The 20,096-nt window shown below is 56.8% G+C and carries 19 protein-coding genes and 2 tRNA genes; 11 read left to right on the top strand and 10 right to left on the bottom strand.

The annotated features are described in order from the left end of the window. Positions 1-2: 2 nt before the first annotated feature. The 3 genes from ABDK74_RS01695 (at position 3) to ABDK74_RS01685 (ending at position 1,174) form a co-directional block, all read left to right on the top strand. The gene (locus tag ABDK74_RS01695) at positions 3-233 is read left to right on the top strand and encodes a BolA family transcriptional regulator (RefSeq protein ID WP_346002448.1); all 231 of its coding nucleotides are present in this window, start codon (positions 3-5) and stop codon (positions 231-233) included. Between the two features lie 88 nt (positions 234-321). Further along, positions 322-657: a Grx4 family monothiol glutaredoxin gene (gene grxD, locus ABDK74_RS01690; RefSeq protein ID WP_346002447.1), complete on the top strand. Its 336-nt coding sequence runs from the start codon at positions 322-324 to the stop codon at positions 655-657. A 175-nt stretch (positions 658-832) separates the two neighbouring features. Beyond that, on the top strand, positions 833-1,174 hold the full coding sequence (locus tag ABDK74_RS01685) for a hypothetical protein (protein ID WP_252348962.1): 342 nt from the start codon (positions 833-835) through the stop codon (positions 1,172-1,174). Positions 1,175-1,179: 5 nt separating this feature from the next. Here ABDK74_RS01685 and ABDK74_RS01680 read toward each other — a convergent pair whose 3' ends face one another. From ABDK74_RS01680 to ABDK74_RS01670, 3 genes are read right to left on the bottom strand one after another with little or no spacing between them, the layout of a single operon-like run. Next, on the bottom strand, positions 1,180-1,491 hold the full coding sequence (locus tag ABDK74_RS01680) for a YraN family protein (protein WP_346004132.1): 312 nt from the start codon (positions 1,489-1,491) through the stop codon (positions 1,180-1,182). A 56-nt stretch (positions 1,492-1,547) separates the two neighbouring features. Next, complete coding sequence (gene hemB / locus ABDK74_RS01675) at positions 1,548-2,558, bottom strand: porphobilinogen synthase (RefSeq protein WP_407646574.1); 1,011 nt, start codon at positions 2,556-2,558, stop codon at positions 1,548-1,550. 4 nt (positions 2,559-2,562) lie between these two features. Further along, positions 2,563-4,005 carry an amino acid permease gene (locus tag ABDK74_RS01670; protein ID WP_346002446.1) on the bottom strand — a complete coding sequence of 481 codons (1,443 nt, stop codon included), beginning with the start codon at positions 4,003-4,005 and terminating at the stop codon, positions 2,563-2,565. A 92-nt stretch (positions 4,006-4,097) separates the two neighbouring features. Between ABDK74_RS01670 and glyA the strand changes: the two genes are divergently transcribed. Continuing rightward, positions 4,098-5,402: a serine hydroxymethyltransferase gene (glyA, locus tag ABDK74_RS01665; RefSeq protein ID WP_346002445.1), complete on the top strand. Its 1,305-nt coding sequence runs from the start codon at positions 4,098-4,100 to the stop codon at positions 5,400-5,402. Here the strand turns inward: glyA and ABDK74_RS01660 are convergent. After that, positions 5,399-6,541: a succinylglutamate desuccinylase/aspartoacylase family protein gene (locus ABDK74_RS01660; protein WP_346002444.1), complete on the bottom strand. Its 1,143-nt coding sequence runs from the start codon at positions 6,539-6,541 to the stop codon at positions 5,399-5,401. The two genes, glyA and ABDK74_RS01660, sit on opposite strands and share 4 nt — an antisense overlap. A gap of 208 nt (positions 6,542-6,749) precedes the next feature. Between ABDK74_RS01660 and ABDK74_RS01655 the strand changes: the two genes are divergently transcribed. Then, the gene (locus tag ABDK74_RS01655; protein ID WP_346002443.1) at positions 6,750-7,943 is read left to right on the top strand and encodes a glycosyltransferase family 4 protein; all 1,194 of its coding nucleotides are present in this window, start codon (positions 6,750-6,752) and stop codon (positions 7,941-7,943) included. Next, positions 7,940-9,013 (top strand): glycosyltransferase family 4 protein, encoded by a 1,074-nt coding sequence (locus ABDK74_RS01650; protein ID WP_346002442.1) that lies wholly within the window; start codon positions 7,940-7,942, stop codon positions 9,011-9,013. The genes ABDK74_RS01655 and ABDK74_RS01650 overlap by 4 nt, the downstream gene beginning before the upstream one ends. Here ABDK74_RS01650 and ABDK74_RS01645 read toward each other — a convergent pair. Continuing rightward, positions 9,010-10,191 (bottom strand): DEAD/DEAH box helicase, encoded by a 1,182-nt coding sequence (locus ABDK74_RS01645; RefSeq protein ID WP_346002441.1) that lies wholly within the window; start codon positions 10,189-10,191, stop codon positions 9,010-9,012. The genes ABDK74_RS01650 and ABDK74_RS01645 overlap by 4 nt on opposite strands. Before the next feature lie 62 nt (positions 10,192-10,253). Here ABDK74_RS01645 and ABDK74_RS01640 point away from each other — a divergent pair, with 62 nt between their 5' ends. From ABDK74_RS01640 to ABDK74_RS01625, 4 genes are all read left to right on the top strand, one after another. Continuing rightward, positions 10,254-11,186: a mitochondrial fission ELM1 family protein gene (locus ABDK74_RS01640; protein ID WP_346002440.1), complete on the top strand. Its 933-nt coding sequence runs from the start codon at positions 10,254-10,256 to the stop codon at positions 11,184-11,186. A gap of 13 nt (positions 11,187-11,199) precedes the next feature. Beyond that, positions 11,200-13,086, top strand: coding sequence for a hypothetical protein (locus ABDK74_RS01635; RefSeq protein ID WP_346002439.1), 1,887 nt, complete (start codon positions 11,200-11,202; stop codon positions 13,084-13,086). A 96-nt stretch (positions 13,087-13,182) separates the two neighbouring features. Beyond that, positions 13,183-13,257, top strand: a tRNA-Val gene (locus ABDK74_RS01630). Between the two features lie 212 nt (positions 13,258-13,469). Beyond that, positions 13,470-14,075, top strand: coding sequence for a nucleoside 2-deoxyribosyltransferase (locus ABDK74_RS01625; protein ID WP_346002438.1), 606 nt, complete (start codon positions 13,470-13,472; stop codon positions 14,073-14,075). Positions 14,076-14,548: 473 nt separating this feature from the next. Here the strand turns inward: ABDK74_RS01625 and ABDK74_RS01620 are convergent, their stop codons facing one another. The 5 genes from ABDK74_RS01620 to gatC all read right to left on the bottom strand — a co-directional run bounded on the left by ABDK74_RS01620 (position 14,549) and on the right by gatC (position 19,191). Then, on the bottom strand, positions 14,549-15,391 hold the full coding sequence (locus tag ABDK74_RS01620) for an SDR family NAD(P)-dependent oxidoreductase (RefSeq protein ID WP_346002437.1): 843 nt from the start codon (positions 15,389-15,391) through the stop codon (positions 14,549-14,551). A 389-nt stretch (positions 15,392-15,780) separates the two neighbouring features. Beyond that, positions 15,781-15,872 (bottom strand) — tRNA-Ser (locus tag ABDK74_RS01615). A gap of 90 nt (positions 15,873-15,962) precedes the next feature. After that, positions 15,963-17,420 (bottom strand): Asp-tRNA(Asn)/Glu-tRNA(Gln) amidotransferase subunit GatB, encoded by a 1,458-nt coding sequence (gatB, locus tag ABDK74_RS01610; protein ID WP_346002436.1) that lies wholly within the window; start codon positions 17,418-17,420, stop codon positions 15,963-15,965. Continuing rightward, a complete protein-coding gene (gatA, locus tag ABDK74_RS01605; protein ID WP_346002435.1) occupies positions 17,417-18,904 on the bottom strand; it encodes an Asp-tRNA(Asn)/Glu-tRNA(Gln) amidotransferase subunit GatA in 1,488 nt (495 codons plus the stop codon). Before gatA ends, gatB begins: the two co-directional genes overlap by 4 nt. After that, the gene (gatC, locus tag ABDK74_RS01600; protein ID WP_194263284.1) at positions 18,904-19,191 is read right to left on the bottom strand and encodes an Asp-tRNA(Asn)/Glu-tRNA(Gln) amidotransferase subunit GatC; all 288 of its coding nucleotides are present in this window, start codon (positions 19,189-19,191) and stop codon (positions 18,904-18,906) included. Before gatC ends, gatA begins: the two co-directional genes overlap by 1 nt. A gap of 69 nt (positions 19,192-19,260) precedes the next feature. Here gatC and ruvX point away from each other — a divergent pair, with 69 nt between their 5' ends. Next, positions 19,261-19,743 carry a Holliday junction resolvase RuvX gene (gene ruvX / locus ABDK74_RS01595; RefSeq protein WP_194263285.1) on the top strand — a complete coding sequence of 161 codons (483 nt, stop codon included), beginning with the start codon at positions 19,261-19,263 and terminating at the stop codon, positions 19,741-19,743. Positions 19,744-20,096: the final 353 nt, after the last annotated feature.

Raw genomic sequence — 20,096 nt, 5'->3', positions numbered from 1 at the left:
TCATGCCGATGGCAGCTTCTGAAATCGAACGCACGATCCTTGCCGCTATCCCTGATGCCCGGATCGAGATCGAAGATCTCGCCGGGGATGGGGATCATTATGCCTGCCAGGTCACAAGCGAGACCTTCCGTGGGCTTTCGCGTGTACGCCAGCACAAACTGGTTTATGATGCATTCGGAACCCGCATGGGCACTGAACTGCATGCGATGGCCCTCAAGACGCTCACCCCTTAAGAGCCGGGGCTGACGTCTCTTTTTTCCAGACGAGCACTGACAGCAGGAGCGGACGTTCTGTCCGCCCTGCCGAACCAAGGAAAATCCAATGTCCGAAACCGTGTTCCAGCATATCCAGAACCTGATCGACGCCAATCCGGTCATGCTGTTCATGAAGGGTGACAAGCTCTTCCCGCAGTGCGGCTTCTCCGCACGCGTGGTCCAGATTCTCACGCATCTTGGCGTTCCGTTTGCAACCTGCAACATTCTTGAAAGCGCCGAACTGCGTCAGGGAATCAAGGATTTCTCGCAGTGGCCGACGGTGCCGCAGCTTTACGTCAAGGGCGAGTTCGTGGGCGGCTGCGATATCGTAACCGACATGTATCAAAGCGGCGAGCTTGAGACTCTGCTGACCGAAAAAGGCGTTACCACCGCCAACGCCTGATTCGGGTGCGACTGTGGCAAAAAGTGCTGAATTCAGCACTTTTTAAGCATTGCTCCTGCCACAATTCAGCCATGAAGCGACGAAAAGTGGCAGGACCTTGATTTTTTCGGAAACTTTCCCATCAGGGGTTGCCGGACCCCGAGTTCAGCGCATAGGCTGTCTCCATCAGAACGGGATGGGACAAACGTCAATGGCGCGGAACTGGGTTGGCAGAATTGCTCTGGGCATCATGGGTGTCGGTATTTGCATGGGGGCAGGCAAGGCTTACGCCCGTCCGGCTATCACCGACTATGAAGCCAGCAAGCTGACCTTCGACGCACTGACCGCCACGCCGGTCTATCATCGCGCCGTTTTCCACCATGCACTTGCGCGCCGCACCAGTTCACATAATACGGCCGTTGCCTGGAGCAGCTCACACGCTGTCATCCGCAACGTCGCCTACCGCCCGCATGCAAGCGCTCATACTCATATTGCGGTCGCCTCAGCTCACCACCACGCCCGCGTCCGTCGCACCTGATCCTTTCAGAACTGGCGCAGCGCATCCTGAATGCGTCGCGCCTGACCTGACAGATCCACGACGATCAGATCAAACCGCGTGTTGAGCCGCTGCCACTCCGGTTTTGTCAGAAGGACATACTCAAAGGCTTCCATCAGCCTTTGGGACTGTCTGACAGTCAGGCAGGATGCACTTTCCCGCAAAGTCCGTCTCTGTTTGACCTCAACGGCAATCAGCCATTCCAAATCTGCTGCCAGAAGATCGATTTCGCCGTAAGGCGTCCGTAATCTGCGCGCCATAATTGTCAGCCCGTGTTCCTCAAGGAGTCGGGCTGCAATGTTTTCGGCGTTCAGCCCCGTGTAATAGGACTGAACACCTCGGATCTGTGGACTTTTCAGCGTTCGTCCCGCAGAAGGCGGGCAGCATCCAGAGCAAAATAGGTGAGGATGCCGTTACAACCTGCGCGCTTGAAGGCGATCAGGCTTTCCATGATCGTGCGATCGCGGTCGAGCCAGCCGTTCTGGATGGCACCCATGAGCATCGCGTATTCGCCCGACACCTGATAGGCGAAGGTTGGAACTTCAAAGCGTTCACGGACACGACGGATGATGTCGAGATAGGGCATGCCCGGCTTGACCATGATCATATCCGCGCCTTCGCGCAGATCCTGCTCGACTTCACGCATGGCTTCATCGGAATTGGCCGGGTCCATCTGGTAGGTCTTCTTGTCCCCGTGCAGCAGGCTGCCGGACCCCAGCGCATCGCGGAACGGGCCGTAAAAGGCGGAGGCGTATTTTGCCGTGTAGGCCATGATGCGTGTCGTGTCGTAGCCATTGCCGTCAAGTGTTTCGCGGATGGCTTTTACGCGGCCGTCCATCATGTCGGACGGCGCGATGATGTCGTTGCCTGCACGGGCCTGATTGAGGGCCTGCTGGCGGAGGATTTCCACGGAGGCGTCGTTGAGGATGCGTCCGTTCTCGATCACGCCGTCATGTCCATGATCGGTGTACGGGTCGAGCGCTACGTCACCAATGATGCCGAGATCGGGGAAGGCGTCCTTGATGGTGCGGGAAGCACGACACATCAGGTTGTCCGGGTTGAGAGCTTCGGTGCCAGTCGCATCGCGGACGCTCATGGGCGTAACCGGGAAGATGGCAATGGCTGGAATGCCGAGGTCCACGGCCTGTCGGACATGTTCGACGACATTGTCCACACTGACGCGTTCGGCACCCGGCATGGAGTCGACTTTCTGACGCTGGTTTTCGCCTTCGCAGACGAAAATCGGCCAGATCAGGTTGTCGACATGCAGGCGATGTTCCTGCACCAGACGGCGGGTGAAAGCATCGTGGCGATTACGCCGCGGACGGGAGAGGGGGTATGCTGCATTGCTCATACCCCCAATCATGCGCCTAACTTTGGTCTCTGCAAAGTCGACTGTTGCGGATGCCGTAGGCGAAATAGACAACAAGCCCAATCACCAGCCAGACGACAAGTCTGATCCATGTCAGGAGATCGAGCGACACCATCACAGCCCCACAGGACAAAACACCGAGCACAGGTATCAGCAGACCGCCCGGCACACGGAACTGGCGCGGAGCTTCGGGATGCCTGTAGCGCAGAACCGGGACCCCGACACAGACGATGATAAAGGCCAGAAGAGTGCCGATGGACGTCATGTTACCAAGCTGTCCGATCGGGAGGAACGCGGTGAGAAGGCTTGTCAGGACCGCGAACAGCAGATGTGACGTCCAGGGTGTACGGGTACGGACGTTGAGACGTGAGAAAATCTTTGGCAACAGACCATCATGAGACATAATGAGGAAAACGCGGGCCTGTCCCATTAGCAGTCCAAACAGTACCGAAACATATCCGGCGGTAATCCCCAGTTTTACAAGACTGGCCAACCAGGGCATTCCTGCCACGTCGATGGCCGTAGCGACCGGACTTGGATCGTTGGCCATGGTTCGGTAATCAACCACGCCCGTCAGGACCATTGAGAACACGGCGTAAACGATCGAGCAGACGAGCAGACTTCCAAGAATGCCGATTGGAATATCGCGGGCCGGGTTCCGGCTGTCCTGCGCGGTCGTGGAGACGATATCGAAGCCCAGATAGGCAAAGAAGGCCATGCCTGCGGCCCGCATGACGCCGGACATGCCGAACTGACCGAATGTCCCGGTATTCTGCGGTATGAACGGATGATAATGCGCAATGTTGATATGAGGCGCACAGGCCGCAATCACGGCGACGATAACGGAAAGCTTGATGCAGACGACGACGGTATTAATGGTCGTCGACTCACTCACACCCCTCATCAGCAGGGCTGTAACGCCCCATATTGCACAGACGGCCGGAAGGTTGAACCAGGCCGACGCAATGGACCCGTCCGACATCGTGATAGGCGTCATGGGGGTGGCCAGCAGGCGGGGATCAATATGAAGTCCCCAGCCTCCGAGCAGTGATGCGAGATAACCCGACCAGCTGGATGCAACAGCAGCAGCTCCCACGGTATATTCCAGAACGAGATCCCACCCGATGATCCAGGCGATCAGCTCTCCCATGGAGGCATAGGCATACGAATATGCCGATCCGCCCGATGGGATCATGCTGGCAAGCTCGCCATAACACAGACCGGCAAAACCGCACGCGACTGCTGCGATGACGAAAGAAAGCGTTACTGCCGGACCGGCGTTCTGGCCGGCGGCGACGCCCGTGAGAGAGAAAAGACCAGCACCGATCGTCACGCCGATACCGAGGGCGACGAGCTGCCAGGGACCGAGAACACGCCTGAGGCCAGTCTGGCTGTCGGCTGCGGATGATACGGGTTTGGTCCGCCAGAGCGGAGTGGTCATGAAGGTTCCTCGTTTGTTAGGCGGATTGTTTTTGCCGAGGCAGGCAATCTGGGCTAGTCACATGCCGAACTCACCTTGGAGAATGGACCACGATGTCGGAACACGCCAGCCAGTCCACGCTGAATCGTTTCTTTCATGCCCCCCTCAAGGAGGTTGATGCCGAAGTTGCCACCATCCTGAACGAGGAGCTGACGCGCCAGCAGGACGGCATCGAACTCATCGCTTCGGAAAACATGGCCTCCTTCGCCGTCATGGAAGCACAGGGTTCGGTGCTGACGAACAAGTATGCGGAAGGCCTTCCGGGCAAGCGCTATTACGGCGGCTGCGTGGACGTGGACCGCGTTGAGAATCTCGCCATCGAGCGTCTGAAAAAGATGTTCGGCGCAGAGTTCGCAAACGTGCAGCCGCATTCCGGTGCCAATGCCAATCAGGCGGCGTTCATGGCGCTGGCCAAGCCGGGCGATACGATTCTCGGTCTGAGCCTCGCAGCGGGTGGACATCTGACGCATGGCGCGGCTCCGAACTATTCGGGCAAGTGGTTCAACTCCGTGCAGTATGGCGTTCGCGCCGAAGATGGTCTGATCGATTACGACCAGATGGAATCGCTGGCCCGCGAGCACAAGCCGAAGATCATCGTTGCTGGTAGCTCCGCCTATCCGCGCGTCATCGACTTCGCCCGTTTCCGCAAGATTGCTGATGAAGTCGGCGCGTATCTGATGGTGGATATGGCGCATTTCGCGGGTCTAGTGGCGGCTGGCCTGTATCCGAACCCGGTTCCGGTTGCTGACATTACGACGTCTACGACGCACAAGACGCTGCGTGGCCCGCGTGGCGGCATCATCCTGACGAATGACCCGGAACTGGCCAAGAAGGTGAACTCTGCCGTGTTCCCCGGCCTGCAGGGCGGCCCGCTCATGCATGTCATCGCAGGCAAGGCGGTTGCTTTCGGTGAAGCCCTTTCGGACGAGTTCAAGGACTATCAGAAGCGCGTTCTTGCCAATGCCCGTGCTCTGGCTGACGAACTCCAAAACCGTGGCTTCGACATCGTTACGGGTGGCACGGACAGCCATCTGATCCTTGTGGACCTGCGTCCGAAGAAGGTGACGGGCAAGCTAGCCGAAGCCATTCTGGAACGTGCCGGCATTACGGCGAACAAGAACGCCATCCCGTTCGATCCGGAAAAGCCGTTCGTGACTTCCGGCATCCGTCTGGGTAGCCCCGCAGCAACGGCACGTGGCTTCGGTGAAGCCGAGTTCCGCGAAGTCGGCCGCATGATCGACGAAGTGCTGACAGCGGCTCTTGAGGAAGAAAATTCCGAAGCCGTCACGGCCCGCGTCCATGAAGAAGTGAAGGCCCTGTGCCGTCGCTTCCCGATCTACGACCGCGCTTCAGCCTAAGACCTAAACGGCGCTGCGGTTCGTCTAGCCAGACGGACCGCGAGCTGTCCCCGCCGGGGACGCAGATTAGGCATGATTAACAGGCACTCGTCATAGGGTGTGTAAATCAGATCATGTCCATCATGGGCGAGGGGCGTTCCCGCTTTGGGAATCGTGACCCCGCCCTCCCATGGCCTGACAAAACTGAAATCCGCATGCCGGGCAATGATATTGTCGGTCACGACAGCCATTTCGGGCTCACAGGCTTCCTGCGTGGCGTGTCCTCGAAGGTGGATGGCTTCGGCCTGCGTCAGAAGACGCTCGATAGCACTTTCCATGATGGTGACGGTTGGGGGTTCCCAATGAGATCCCGCTTCCAGAAGACAGCTTCGTCCGGTCCCACCGGTCGACATGAAATGTGCATGCTCGATCAGGCGTGAACCGCCCTGATGCCCCAGATCCGTCAGAACCGTCTGGGGAAGATTTCTGCCCGCCGCCAGAGCGCAGGCCAGTTCTGCCGACCTCTGACGGGGAGAGGCGATGAACAGGGGCTCGGACGGCCAAAGCGTGGAGTGCAGGTCCAGCAACAGGTCTGCACGGGCGATATAGGGCTGAAGCTGTCTGGCCCGTTCAAGCTCTCTGGAATGGTCGCGCCCATTCAGTCGAGTGCTGTGCCACAGGCGATTCAGATCCTCATCGACATGGCGGGCCATGACGGGGTTGCTGATATCAAACCGGTCGAAGGCCTCCAGATTAGCCAGAATGAGCGTCAGGCGCCCTGATGTCAGAGACACGCCCCGTCGGCGAAAGTTCTCAAGCGCCCATCCCCCGGCATATTCGTTGCCATGGACCATGGCGGTGATGACGATTTCAGGGCCGGAGCGCCCCGAATCGAAGATCCATACGCCCGGCACGCCTGAAGGCGGCATTCGCCACATGGAAAGATCGGGCGGAGGAAGGGTTATTTCAAAGACGGGCGGAGGCTGTCCGAAGCCGGGCAGCGTTTCCGACAGACGGGGCTGACGGATCCGCAGGGGATGATGCCGCTGTCCCGCCTTGCAACTCATGTCCTTTCCCTCCGTCGGGGGCTGACGCGACAGAAGATATCCTCCGCCCGGTAGCCCGGCGAAGCCATACCCGCACCACAAAGCGTAGGACATGGATCGGTCATGGATTGTAGTGTAAGCACGTTAGGCACAGGTCGCCAGAGCGGGGATGTCGCCTTTCTTTCCTTCCATAACGGAAAGAAGTCACATTTTTCCGAACCCGGTCTGGCATTTTCGTTTTCTGTTTTCCGCCCGGTTTTTCAGAGATTTTCGGCTCCTTGCCCATGTTCACGACCAAGGACAGACGGCCCATGAACGGACGATGAGACAGTCTCTCTCCATTTTTCATAAAGTGTGGCAGCGGTTTCCTGCGGATGCCCGACGGCGATTTTTTATCCGGGCGACCGCTCTGGCCGTGCCGCCTGTCAGGCGAAGCAAACCTGTTGCGGCACACGGACTCATCGTTGCGGGTGAATTCAGCCGCAGTTCGGGGCTTGGCGAAGGAGCACGTCTGATGGTCCGGGCGCTGCGGGAGATGGGCATTCCCTGCGCGACATGGGATATCGACAGGCGCGTTCTTGAAGGAGACGGGACGGGACCGGGAGCGCCACTGGTGATGCATGTGAATGCTCCCATGCTGCCTTATGTCCAGTTCTTCATGCCACGCGTACTACGGACGGGGCGCAGGATCATCGGATACTGGGCGTGGGAGCTTCCGGTTGTTCCGGAAATATGGCGCATCGCCCGGCGGCATGTGCACGAAATCTGGGCGCCATCGCGGTTTACGGCTGATGCCCTGCGTTCGCTGGGGCGTCCGGTGCGGGTCGTAGAACATCCGGTTGGTCTTGCCGAAGAAAAATCTTCCGGGCGGGATCGGGCGTCTTTCGGGTTGCCGGAGGACTGCGTAATTGTTCTCGTTTCGTTCAGCCTGTCATCAAGCATGGTCCGCAAAAGCCCGATCGAAACAATCCATGCCTTCAGGAAAGCCTTTGGAGACCGCACGGACCGGCTTCTGCTCCTGAAAATTGGTCATACCGCGCATTATCCTGAGGATCTGGCGACGATCCGGGCGGCCATCGGAGGCGCCCCCAATATCCGTATCGAAACCGGACAGCTCAATGGTGCCGACAGGCTCGCTCTGACGGAATGTGCGGATATCGTGTTGTCCCTGCATCGCAGCGAGGGGTTTGGGCTTGTGGTGGCGGAGGCTATGGCGCTCGGGCGGTGCGTGATTGCAACGGACTGGTCCGCAACGGCCGAGTTTATGGACGAAACCTGCGGCTTCCCGGTTGCCTATACTCTCGTTCCCGCCCGTGATCCTCGTGGGATCTGGGACATGCCGGACACGCAATGGGCACAGCCTGACATGGAGTCCGCCATTCAGGCTCTTCGCACTGCGGCCGATGATCCGGATCTGCGCGCCATGCTTGGAGCACAGGCCAGACACAGAATTGCGACTCGCCTGAATGGTGCAACATTGCGCGATGCAGCGCAGGCTGTTGGAGTTCAACCGTGAGGGGATGTTCTGAACGCATCCTCGTCTGGCAGTGGGGGCGGCGGGGCGCGGGGCCACGCATTGCGGTGGATCTGGCGGACGGCCTGAAAAGACTGGCGGGGACGGAGGTTCTGCTCTGCCTGTCAGAACGGGCGGAAATCCTGCGAAGCCGAAATGCACCGGAAGCCGTGGTCAAGGTCGCAACATATAGTTCGCTCCGTGGATTGCTAAAACGACTTCTGACAGCCCCCTGGCTTCGCAGACAGCTTGCACGGATCGTGAGGGATTTCCGCCCGGATGTCGCGATCTGCGCCATGCCGGGTCCGCTGGACATGCTGATGACGCAGGTGCTTCACAGAGCAGGCGTCTGGACCGTCGTTATCGTGCATGATGCACAGCCGCATCCGGGAGACGGATATCCGTTGCAGGCTCTATTGCAGCGGCGCCTGATCCGGCACGCCGATCAGATTGTCACGTTCAGCCGTCATGTTGCCGACGGGCTGACGTCAGGGCCACATGCCGTGCCATGTCCCGTAACGGCGCTTGCGCATCCACCCTTTATCGGCGGGACTGGCACAGTGCCATTTGCCCATGGAGGTGAGCCCCGCATTCTCATGTTCGGGCGCCTTCTGCCTTACAAGGGGCTGGACCTTCTGGCGGAGGCTCTGCCCCACGTCCGTCATGCCTTTGAATGTCGGGTTGTCGGGCATGGCCCACAAAGCCCCGAACTCCACAGGCTTGCGACGCTCGAAAATGTCAGCGTCGAGAACCGCTGGGTTGAGGAAGACGCTCTGCCCGCGCTTGTCGAATGGGCCGATATCGTGGTGCTGCCCTATCGTGAGGCGTCCCAGAGTGGCGTAGGAGCCATGGCGATTGCTAGCGGCCGCTATGTGGTTGCAACGCGTGTGGGTGGTCTTGTCGAGCAGTTTGCCGACGATCCGCAGGCTGTACTGTGCGATCCGGACCCCGCAGCGATCGCACGGGCGCTGGAGACACTCCTTAAAGCACCTCCGCCCATACGTCCCCGCGTTGATAATGCGCAGGGATGGGAAAATCTGGCGAGGGACATTCTCGCCAGCCGCAACGCTTAACGGTCCAGCGTGTCTTCCGTCGCGATCCGCACGCGGTAGCCGATATGTTTCTCGACATCGCGCAGAAAAGTCCGCTCATCGATATTGATCAGCGAAAACGCCACGCCCTTGCGTCCGGCACGGGCTGTCCGGCCGATACGATGGACATAAGCCTCCGGCGTTTCGGGCATATCCATGTTGATGACGAGATCCACGTCCGGAATATCGAGACCGCGCGAGGCGATGTCGGTCGTCACCAAAATGGGAACGCGCCCCTGACGGAACAGGTCAAGCGCCTTGTTGCGAGCACCCTGCGTGCGATCCCCATGCAGGGTCTCGATCCGCAAATTGTGCCGCCGCAGAATTTTGGCGAGCGCGTCCACCGTGTTCTTCGTCCGCGCGAAGACGATGCTCCGGCCTTCGAAATGCTTCAGCAGACGAGCCACGGTTTCGGGCTTGTCGTCTTTTTCCACAAAGATCGCCCGCTGACGGATATTTTTGGGCGTGAAGGACTCCGCCGCGATTTCCACACGAACAGGATTGCGCGTCACGCGTTTGGCAAGATCCATCACAGGCTCGGGCAATGTCGCCGAGCAGAAAACGGTCTGGGGAGGGTGGTCCGGGAAATAGGGCGTAAGCGCGGTCATGCTGGCGGAGAAATCTTCGTCCAGCAGGCGGTCAGCTTCGTCCAGAACAAGATAGGTCAGATGTTCCAGAACAAGATCGGCCTGCTGGACCAGATCCAGCAGACGACCATGCGTTGCGACGATGATATCCACGCCATCGCTGACAGACTGCACCTGCTGCTCACGCGACGTTCCACCACAGACAACGCGCGTTTTCAGGGAAAGCCTGCGGCCGAGCTGACGGCACACAGCGGCGGTCTGGGCGGCGAGTTCGCGGGTTGGCTCAAGAATGAGCGCGCGCGGACCAGGCGCCGGGCCTGCTTCTTCGAGCTTCTGAAGCATAGGCAACACGAACGCCGCAGTCTTGCCGCTACCGGTCTGGGAGCCGACCAGAACGTCCTTTCCCTCAAGCAGGGGAGGAATGGCCTGCGCCTGGATCAGGCTCGGGCGTTTGTGTCCGGCCTGAGCGAGAGTTGCCAGCAAAGGGGCAATCAGCCCAAGCTCCTCAAATCCGGGAGCAGGAGCGGCTGGGGTTGTATTCGAGGAGGCAGGGGGCGTCTGGGACGTTGTCATATGCGCTTCTTGCCAAATTTCTCGCAGTTCGGGAAACACCTTCTTTTTTGCGGAGTTCCGTCATGAAAGCCATCATCATCGCGGAGGACTTCGCCGGCATGCGCGCACAGGGTGCGGGACTGGCCGAAAAGGCAGGTTTGGAGTGGGATTTCCGACCAGTCCGCATCCAGCCGTTCTGGTCGCGCTTTCCTGCACGGTACTGGCCGTTTCCCTTAAATCGGGTCGATCCAATCAGGATTCCCGAAGGCACACGCCTCATCATCTGCATCGGAGGGACCGGAGGCGTTGTTGGAAGGGCTATCGCACGGCGCGAAGGGCTGCCCGTTGTGCAGATCCAGAACCCGCGTATGCCGGTCCGAAAGTTCGATCTGGTGATTGCCAATACGCATGATGGCATCAATGGGCCGAACGTCTTGATCTCGCGCAATGCGCTTCATCCCGTAACGCAGCAGAAGCTCGATCTGGCCCGCATCCAGTGGGAGGAACGGCTGAAGCAGGATGACCGTCCGCTCCTGTCTGTTCTGATCGGAGGGGCAAATGGCCGCTTCACACTGGGGGCGACCGAAGCAGAGCGGATAGCGGAAGGAATCATCGCTTTTACCATGCGCAACACCATGCAGGCCGTCCTCACGCCATCACGCCGGACCGATCCGGCAGCAGTGGATATTTTTCGCACACGGCTGGAGCCACACGGCATTGCCGTTCTTACGGGCACTGGAGATGACAACCCCTATATGGGAATGCTGGCCTGTGCTGACGTCATTGCCGTGACGACCGATAGCGTTTCCATGATCTCCGAAGCCGTGGCGACATCCGCGCCCGTTCTGGTTTTTCCGCTGCCCGGGCATTCAAACCGGATCTCACGCTTTGTAAAAACCCTCGAAGACACCGGGCGCGTGAAAATGTTCAATCCTGAACAGCCCCCTTGGGACGTGGCCCCGCTTGACGATACCCCCCTCGTGGCGAGAGAAATGCGCCGACGTCTGAAGCTCTGAAAGGGCCCCCTGTATGCTCGATATCCGCACCTTTGGTCCGCAGGGTGGCAATATTCTGTATAAGGCACTGGCGCATCCGCTGGCCGCTGAAGCTCTCCTTCGCATGGAAGCCGAATTCTCAGGCCGGACACTGGCGGTCTACGACCCGGATGATGCCGCCCGCACGCTGGCTGCTCTCTATCCCGGCCTGAAACCGGCGCATGTCTATGTTCATGACACCGAACAGGTCGGAAAGCCGGATGGTTTTGGCGGTACGCTGCGGGCACTGGTGGATCTTCCCACCACGGAAGCAGATGTCATTCTCGCGCTGTCATTTGAAGATGCGAAAATGCGGACGCGCCTGAAGGGGCTTCTGAACGGACGTGAACTCCAGACCCTCGCAGCAGCCCGTTTGCCGGATGATATGCTGGTCAAGGGACGGCCCTATCTGGACAAGCTGAATTTTGCGACAAATTTTGCTTTTTTCCGCGAAACGGAGCGCTTCTCCTGCCGGATCGTGACGGCCAATTACTGGTCCAGCTATGCTGCCGAAAACCTGCGCTACTGGATGCGGCTCTATGATGGAACCGGCAAGATTCTGGCACAGTGGGAGCAGCCGGTAACGAAAGCCGGTGCGGGAATTACGGTCGATAGCGCCGAAGTACGGCGTCGGTTTGATCTGCCCGAGTTTACGGGACAGCTTTTCATTCATGTTCTCGGCGCGCGTGGCCATGACGTCGTGAAATACGCGCTCGACAGTTGGGGCAAGAACGGCGATCCAAGTCTGTCCGTCACGCATGACGCCAATGCATGGCCCTCCGTGCGTTACGCGACCCTTCCCGCACCGGAATCTGATGAGACGCTCATCGTCTGGGTTCAGAACAGTCATGCGACGACGATCCCGGCTGGAGCGATTACCTTCAATCGCATGGGAGAAGACGTCGCATATCCGATCGACCACACGGTAGGACCGTTCGAGACTGTGGCTGTGGATGTCGGTGCGCTTTGTCCGGGACTGCATTGGCCAGCACAACTTGAGCTGCGTTCCGGCCGTCACCTTGTTCGGCCACGCTACGAAATTACCCAGCGTGGCCGGACCCGCATTGCGCATCTGAATGTGGAGAGGGACAACCTGCGGCCAGATCCTGCAATCCGTCAGTTCCCGTCGTCGCTGGGCCGCGGCTTTCTGCTTCCGTTCCCGATCCTTGACCCGAAGTGCTTCGAAACTTTTCTTCAGCCCAACCCCATGTCTGAAGCACTGGAAACACTCCCTGTCAGGCTGGATCTGTTTGATGAAGCTGGCGAAAAAACCGGCTCGCATTTTCTGGGAAACCTTCAGCGCAATCATGACACGGTCGTCGCGCTGCACGACCTGACGGATCGTCCCGGTCATGCGGATCTGGTCTATGATTTCCGTGATGGGGGCGAGGCGGATGGATGGCTGCATGCTATGATGCGATACCGGAATCGTGAGAGCGACCATGCCGCGGAAACCAGTTTCGGGGCGCATATCTTCAATACACTCATGACGTGGCGTTCTGAGCCACAATCCTATTCTGGACCACCGCCGGGCCTCACCACACGGCTGTTCCTGAAACTGGGTCAGAAAACTGCTCAGGACACGCTGAGCAGCTTCTGTTGCCTGATCCATCCGGCTTCCGTTGAAGGAACTGAGGCTTCCGAAACAACCTTGCTGCTTCACGCAGCAAATGGCGTGCTGTTGGCCCAAACGACGATCAGGATTGCGCCCAACGGATCTTTCATGGTGCGGCCACAGGAGTTGTTCGAAGCGTCGCATCTCAATCACGCAGGGGAGGGTGGCTACGTCCTCATCCGTGACCTGACATGCCGTCTTTTCGGCTATCACGGACTGGAAAACGGAGAGGGAGCGTTCTCCCTCGACCATATGTTCGGTTTCTGAGCGCCCGAAAAGGGAAGCCGGAGCGGGCAAACCGGCTTCCTGAGAAAAAGATCTTGTCAGAAAAACAACATCTTGCTAGAAGCCCGTCCAACGGATGGGCGCGTAGCTCAGCGGTAGAGCACTGCCTTCACACGGCAGGGGTCACAGGTTCAATCCCTGTCGCGCCCACCATCCTAAGCTTCTGAAAAAATATTACTTGTGCCGATTAATGCTTTTCCGAAACGGAAAGTATTCCTCGGTGTCAAAGAAATACAGTTTCTTCAGCGACCACAATCATAAGAAGCAAACCTGTTAAAGATTAGTATAAAAAAAATCAATCCTTATATATTCATTCAAACAGAAGGCTTTTTTCGCGCTTTAAAAGTGTGTAAAAGCTCTCATCTATGGTGAAAAATCTTATTCCAGTTTACCTGGCAGGCGATTTGGTATTTCGCCCTGAAGCCCTCGCCCTGTTTTCTAGGCTAAAATTAATCTGTGCAGAATACGGTTTGGAAGGCGTTGCGCCTTTTGACGGCCAAGCTGAGGCTCGGCTTCTGCCTCCAGGGCGAGAGACCATTCTTGCTTTTGTCCGAGCCGATCGTGATCTGATGGACCGCTGCGCCGGAGGCCTATTCTGTATTGATCCTTTCCGTCGATCTCCTGAAATGGATCCAGGTACAGCGGTTGAAATTGGCTATATGATGGGTCTGGGCAAACCAATGGATGCCTATACTGTCGATGGGAGCCTTTATTCAGAAAAAGTAGAAATTTACTGGAGCGGGGCGTGGAATAAAAACCTTCGCGAAAGACCTGCAAGCGATGCCCCGTCTTCCGGTTTTATGGAAGATCCCGATGGTATGCTCGTCCATTCCGAAGGCATGCTTCAAAATGGAATGATCGAAGGTTTTATCGGTATGGCAGGCGGCAGCGTCGCAGTTGACCGCGATTTCTTTCAGGCTTTTCGAAAAGCTGCCTCCCGCCTTTCTGAGCGGCTCTATGCAGGAAAATAGGATGCCGTCTCAATGTTTCGCGTAAATGCCTTGGCCACAACGAGGAGCAAGGCCACAGACATTACACACGACGGTTATTGAAGGATCTTCATTAAAAGCGCAGCCTTGAGGGCGCTCCATTGCATATCCGCGAGGGGGAGGCTCTGTTTGAAAGGCCGTTACAATGCGTGCCATCCATTCTTGAAGCTGAGGCGGCAGTTCATTGTCGTGATGAGTCCACCACAGGATGTCATCTGTTGTTCGGCCAATCTGGCGAGCAAGCTGATCAGGCGACCATTGAGTCACTTGCAGAAAATCAGTCAACGTTACACTGGGCACGTTACAGCCTTCCGAAAGCGTAAAACAAAAACGATTTTTTAGATTGCTTGCCCTTTTTCGTCAATAAAACATTAAAGTGTATTTTTTATGATATTATGCAACTCATAAAAATTCCGTTTTTAGTTCAAAACAATCGTAGAATTTAAAAGACATCATCATTCATTGGAAGTTGCTTTATGTTTCTGGAAGCGTCGCAGTCCAATACGACCTATTTTCTCAAGAAGAGGTGTCGTTATTCGCAAAAGCCACGGCATGATTAAGCAAGCATGCGCGAAAACACCGTCCAATTTTGGCAAAAAGACTTCGCGCCCTTTCCCGGCACTAGTCTGGACAATCAGGTTGGCTACATGTCGCGCCGATAGAGGTTTGTTAACAAAATTCAGTATTGATCCACCATCTGTCGTTTCCTGTTCGAGCATCGGGGTATCAACAGCACCAAGGAAGATAGACGAAACCTGTATAGTTTTTGGTTTAAATTCCAGCGCAAGCGAGCGCGCAAAACCCCTGAGACCAAACTTGGTTGCACTATATACTGAGCTTCCCTGCAAGGGCATAACGCCTGCAATGGAATTAACAAATACAATATGTGCATTGGGAGAAAGAGCAGGAAGCAATTGACTGGTCATAAGTATTGGAGACGTCAGATTGATTGTCGTCTGTTCTTCCAGACTAACCCGCGTGATATTTCCAGCCGACTCAGGCTGTATCTTTCCAGCACAATGAATCAGTAAGCCGATAGGTTTTTTTCTTTGAAGAACCGTGGCACTAACAGTTTCCAGATCTACAGGCTGCGTGAGGTCACAGAAAACTGCCTCAAATCGTCCCTTCCCGCTTGAAACCTGTTCTTCAGCTTTGCTTGGCCGTCGTGTCAGAAGAAGAACATCCCAACCTTGCTCCAGGAGAATCTCTGCAACCTCACACCCAATTCCACCTGTTCCGCCGGTCATAACGGCAAATGAAGGTATGGATGCTCTCTTTTTGAAGGAAAAAAAATTCACGTATTGTGCAAACCGGTCAGATTTGAGAGGGGCAGGGAATGCATGATGAGCTTTCTGAAAGAAACAACCGGATCTTCATAACGCGATAGCCGGGTGCATCCTATGATTTTCTCATGATATGCAACGAAGAGAGTACAACGCTCTAAATTTCAATTTATATACACAGTCGTATGAAACAAAATCGCAGGATAAATAAGAAGATTGAACCTCAAGTATAGTAGAAGCCAGCAAGAATTATACGGTCTGACAATGAGTCTTGTTACAATTTTATAATGGCAAAACCCGGCATCCGCTCTATCGGACGACCTGACTCGTAGTCACCATCATGCAGGAACAAATTCTATAGTATGAATGCGTTCTTTTATTTTACTTTGTTTTTTCAAAAGAACTGGCGGAGGGGATGGGATTCGAACCCACGATACGACTTACATCGTATAACGGATTAGCAATCCGCCGCCTTCAGCCTCTCGGCCACCCCTCCGCACTCTACGCGGTTCACACGGCGTATGCAGGAGTGTTCTTAGGGGGTAACCGCGTTGTGGTCAAACCCCCTGAGAACATTTTTTTCGCCTTACTCTGAAAGAAGTTTTTTCAGAGTTTCGTTGACGAGGGCAGGATTACCCTTGCCCTTCATGGCTTTCATAGTCTGGCCGACAAAGAAGCCAAAAAGCTTGTCCTTGCCGCTTTTATATTCTTCGACCTTGTCATTATTGGCCGCAAGAATTTCGCGAATGGCGCTTTCGATGGCACCTGTATCCGTAACCTGACGGAGCCCCTTGCGCTCGACGATGGCAGAGGCAGAATCGCCCGTCTCGACCATGTCTTCCAATACTTCCTTGGCGATCTTGCCATTGATCGTGGAATTGGAAATCAGGCCCAGAAGCTCTCGCAGACCTTCCGCACTCACCGGACTATCCTCAATGGAACGGCCCGTGCGATTCAGGGCTGCGAAGAAGTCCCCCAACATCCAGTTGGCGGCGAGACGGGCGTCTGCGCCGCGGGCTACGGTTTCGTAGAAGTCAGCGATCGCTTGCTCAACACACAGAACCGAAGACTCGTAGCGACTGACACCATATTCCTGTTCCAGACGTGCGCGCTTGGCTTCAGGCAGCTCAGGCAAAGCCGCCTTGAGTTCGTCAACCCAGGACTGTTCGATGACCAACGGCAGAAGGTCAGGATCAGGGAAGTAGCGATAGTCGTGCGCGTCCTCCTTGCTACGCAGAGAGCGTGTTTCGCTCCGGACGTGATCGAACAGACGAGTCTCCTGATCGACGGTTCCACCAGCTTCCCAGACTTCGATCTGACGCTGCGCCTCAACCTCAATGGACATCATCACGAAGCGGATCGAATTGACGTTCTTGATCTCGCAGCGCGTGCGATATTCCGTTTCACCCGGCTTACGGACCGACACGTTCACATCGGCACGCATGGAACCTTCTTCCATATTGCCGTCACAGGTGCCGATATAACGCAGGATCTGACGCAGCTTGCGCAGATAGGCTCCGGCTTCTTCAGGCGAACGGATGTCCGGTTCACTGACGATTTCCATCAGCGCCACACCGGCACGGTTCAGGTCGATGAAAGAGCGCGTCGGGTCCTGATCATGAATCGACTTGCCAGCGTCCTGCTCCAGATGCAGACGCGTCACTCCGATTTCGCGCGTGCTGCCATCGGCCAGATCAACGAGAACCTTGCCCTTACCGATGATCGGATGGGCAAACTGGCTGATCTGATAGCCGGTGGGCAGATCTGCATAGAAGTAGTTCTTGCGGTCAAAGCGGCTGAACAGGTTGATCTCAGCTTCGAGCCCCAGACCTGTACGAACAGCCTGCGCAACGCATTCCTGATTCAGAACAGGAAGCATGCCTGGAAAACCGGCGTCAACAAGACTGACATGCGTGTTCGGCTCACCGCCATATTCCGCTGAAGCGCCGGAAAAGAGCTTGGCTTCGCTGACGACCTGAGCATGAACTTCAAGGCCGACAACAATTTCCCATTCGCCGGTGCTGCCGGTAATACGATAGCTCATGCCGACACTCCTGCATGAAGGGTTGGTCTGTGATGGAACGCCGCCGCCTGTTCGATGGCATGACCGGCAGCAATCAGCGTCTCTTCATCAAAGAACTTACCGATAAGCTGCAACCCAAGCGGCACACCGCGCGCATCCAGACCAGCCGGAACGGACAGGGCAGGGACGCCCGCCATGCTCGCCGGAACCGTAAAGACGTCATTCAGATACATCTGCACCGGATCGGTCGGCTTTTCGTCCTGCGCGAAAGCACCCGATGGTGCGGTCGGCGTCAGAAGAACGTCGACATTCTCGAAAGCTTTCAGGAAGTCCTGCTGAATCAGCGTCCGGACCTTCTGCGCGCGCAGGTAATAAGCATCGTAATAGCCTGAAGACAGCACATGCGTGCCGATCAGGATACGACGCTTGACCTCTTCACCAAAACCAGCGGCACGGCTAGCCTCATAGAGACCATCCAGCGAAGGCGCACTCACACGCTCACCAAAACGGACACCATCGTAGCGCGCAAGATTCGAAGACGCTTCGGCCAGAGCCGCGATGTAATAGGTGGGAAGGCCGTATTTCGTGTGAGGCAGGGAAACCTCAACAATTTCCGCACCAGCATCCCGCAACCAGGTCATACCCTGCTGCCAGAGTGCCTCGATCTCCGCAGGCATGCCGTCCACATGATATTCTTTAGGAATACCAACGCGCAGTCCTTTAACGCCGCGCTTCAAAGCAGCTTCGTAGTTCGGAACGGGCGTATCAACACTCGTGGAATCGCGCGGATCGAAACCAGCCATCGATTCGAGCAGAATGGCGCAATCCTGAAGATTACGGGCCATCGGGCCAGCCTGATCGAGCGAGCTTGCAAAAGCGATCGTCCCGAAACGCGAGCAGCGTCCATAGGTCGGCTTGATTCCGGCAATGCCCGTAAAAGCCGCCGGCTGACGGATAGAACCGCCTGTGTCCGTGCCCGTGGCACCCAGAACCAGACCAGCCGCCACAGCTGCGGCAGAACCACCTGAAGAGCCACCCGGAACCAGCTTTGCGTCAGAATCCTTACGCTTCCAAGGATTGACTGCCGGACCGAAAGCCGAGTTCAGGTTGGCCGATCCCATGGCAAATTCATCAAGGTTCAGCTTGCCCAGAAAAACTGCGCCATCTTTGAGCAGATTGGCCGTGACCGTGCTTTCGTAGGGCGGTACGAAGTTGCCAAGGATCTTGCTGGCGGCCGTGGTACGGATGCCATTCGTGCAGAACAGGTCCTTGATACCCAGCGGAATACCACACAGACTACCCCCTTCGCCTTTGGCCAGAGCCGCGTCCGCAGACTTGGCGCCTTCGCGGGCCTGATCGGGCGTGCGGGTGATGCAGCTGTTCAGCTGACCGTCCAGACGCTCGATCGCATCAATATGAGCGTTCGTCAGCTCGACCGCAGAGATCTTGCGTGCCTTGAGCGCGTCCCGGGCCGAAGCCAGCGTGAAATCGTGAATGCCGGACATTATTCAACCACCTTCGGTACCGTGAAGAACGGACCTTCCCGTTCGGGGGCATTGGCCAGAACCTTGTCACGGCAATCGCCATCCGTGACGCGATCTTCCCGCAGACGGGGCTTTGCCAGACCCGTACCAATCATGGGATCAACGCCCGTGACATCCACTTCCTTGAGCTGTTCCACCCAGTCAATGATGGAGCCCATATCCTGTCCGAGAGTTTCAACCTCTCCGGGCTGGAGACCGATCCTCGCCAGTCTGGCGATGCGCGTAACCGTTTTCGCGTCGAGCGACATGAATATTCCTGAGCAAGAGGAAATTTTATGGTGGCTTTTCAGCCTTCGAGGGGATCATAACGCCGTGCTATGCCCCTGTTCAATCCACATGATCTCCGTAATCTCGTTCAATCCGGTCAGCGCATCCTCGGGCTGGACCCCGGATCGAAGACCATCGGCGTTGCGCTAACGGATGTTTCTCTCATGCTGGCCTCCCCATTGATCGGCCTCAAGCGCAGAAAACTGGGAGAAAACGCTCAGGAACTTGCCAAGATCGTCCGCACGCAGGACGTCGGCGCCCTTGTTGTTGGACTGCCGCTTTCACTGGATGGATCTTTTGGCCCTGCAGCCCGTGCGGCCTCCGACTGGACGCAGGCTTTGTCCGAACGTCTCGGGATTCCCGCAGGATTATGGGACGAACGGCTGTCTTCCAGTGCCGTCAACCGTTTCCTGATCCAGGATGCCGATATGACACGAGGGCGGCGTGCCGAAGTCGTCGATAAGATGGCCGCCGCCTACATGCTTCAGGGCTGGCTGGATGCCTCACGCCCTGAAGCACCGGAGTTTTTCTGAGCGGGGAAAGTCCTCCGCCTCAGCTGTTCCTGCTTCCCATTAACACGGAACGCCATGATGTATTGGCCAGAACACGGAACCACATTCGGGCCGTGAGTGCGCCGACGAGCAGGCAAAGCAGGAACTTCATGATTTTTCTCCATTCATGAAGCATAAAACGAACCAGATTGGTCCGGGTTCTTTGACCGACAGTTTCAAAGTGTAAGGTGTGCTGAGAAATGATGTTGCGCGCGTCGATCTTGATATTTTTTCTGGGACTTTCCGCCTGTGTCCACACCCCTGATGACGGCGGAGCATCCGTCACCCGACATCATTCATCCCATCACGGAGCCTATGCCGGAGCAGGGGGCGGC

This window comes from Gluconobacter sp. OJB, from assembly GCF_039638275.1.
GTDB lineage: Bacteria > Pseudomonadota > Alphaproteobacteria > Acetobacterales > Acetobacteraceae > Gluconobacter > Gluconobacter cerevisiae.
This window is presented reverse-complemented; position numbering and strand designations above follow the sequence as displayed.

Excerpts from the sequence above, each read along its gene's own strand:
- ABDK74_RS01695 (WP_346002448.1), top strand. The coding sequence starts at position 3 with ATGCCGATGGCAGCTTCTGAAATCGAACGCACGATCCTTGCCGCTATC.
- grxD (WP_346002447.1), top strand. The coding sequence starts at position 322 with ATGTCCGAAACCGTGTTCCAGCATATCCAGAACCTGATCGACGCCAAT.
- ABDK74_RS01685 (WP_252348962.1), top strand. The coding sequence starts at position 833 with ATGGGACAAACGTCAATGGCGCGGAACTGGGTTGGCAGAATTGCTCTG.
- hemB (WP_407646574.1), bottom strand. The coding sequence starts at position 2,558 with ATGATTGGGGGTATGAGCAATGCAGCATACCCCCTCTCCCGTCCGCGG.
- ABDK74_RS01670 (WP_346002446.1), bottom strand. The coding sequence starts at position 4,005 with ATGACCACTCCGCTCTGGCGGACCAAACCCGTATCATCCGCAGCCGAC.
- glyA (WP_346002445.1), top strand. The coding sequence starts at position 4,098 with ATGTCGGAACACGCCAGCCAGTCCACGCTGAATCGTTTCTTTCATGCC.
- ABDK74_RS01660 (WP_346002444.1), bottom strand. The coding sequence starts at position 6,541 with ATGTCCTACGCTTTGTGGTGCGGGTATGGCTTCGCCGGGCTACCGGGC.
- ABDK74_RS01655 (WP_346002443.1), top strand. The coding sequence starts at position 6,750 with ATGAGACAGTCTCTCTCCATTTTTCATAAAGTGTGGCAGCGGTTTCCT.
- ABDK74_RS01645 (WP_346002441.1), bottom strand. The coding sequence starts at position 10,191 with ATGACAACGTCCCAGACGCCCCCTGCCTCCTCGAATACAACCCCAGCC.
- ABDK74_RS01640 (WP_346002440.1), top strand. The coding sequence starts at position 10,254 with ATGAAAGCCATCATCATCGCGGAGGACTTCGCCGGCATGCGCGCACAG.
- ABDK74_RS01635 (WP_346002439.1), top strand. The coding sequence starts at position 11,200 with ATGCTCGATATCCGCACCTTTGGTCCGCAGGGTGGCAATATTCTGTAT.
- ABDK74_RS01625 (WP_346002438.1), top strand. The coding sequence starts at position 13,470 with ATGGTGAAAAATCTTATTCCAGTTTACCTGGCAGGCGATTTGGTATTT.
- gatB (WP_346002436.1), bottom strand. The coding sequence starts at position 17,420 with ATGAGCTATCGTATTACCGGCAGCACCGGCGAATGGGAAATTGTTGTC.
- gatA (WP_346002435.1), bottom strand. The coding sequence starts at position 18,904 with ATGTCCGGCATTCACGATTTCACGCTGGCTTCGGCCCGGGACGCGCTC.
- gatC (WP_194263284.1), bottom strand. The coding sequence starts at position 19,191 with ATGTCGCTCGACGCGAAAACGGTTACGCGCATCGCCAGACTGGCGAGG.
- ruvX (WP_194263285.1), top strand. The coding sequence starts at position 19,261 with ATGCCCCTGTTCAATCCACATGATCTCCGTAATCTCGTTCAATCCGGT.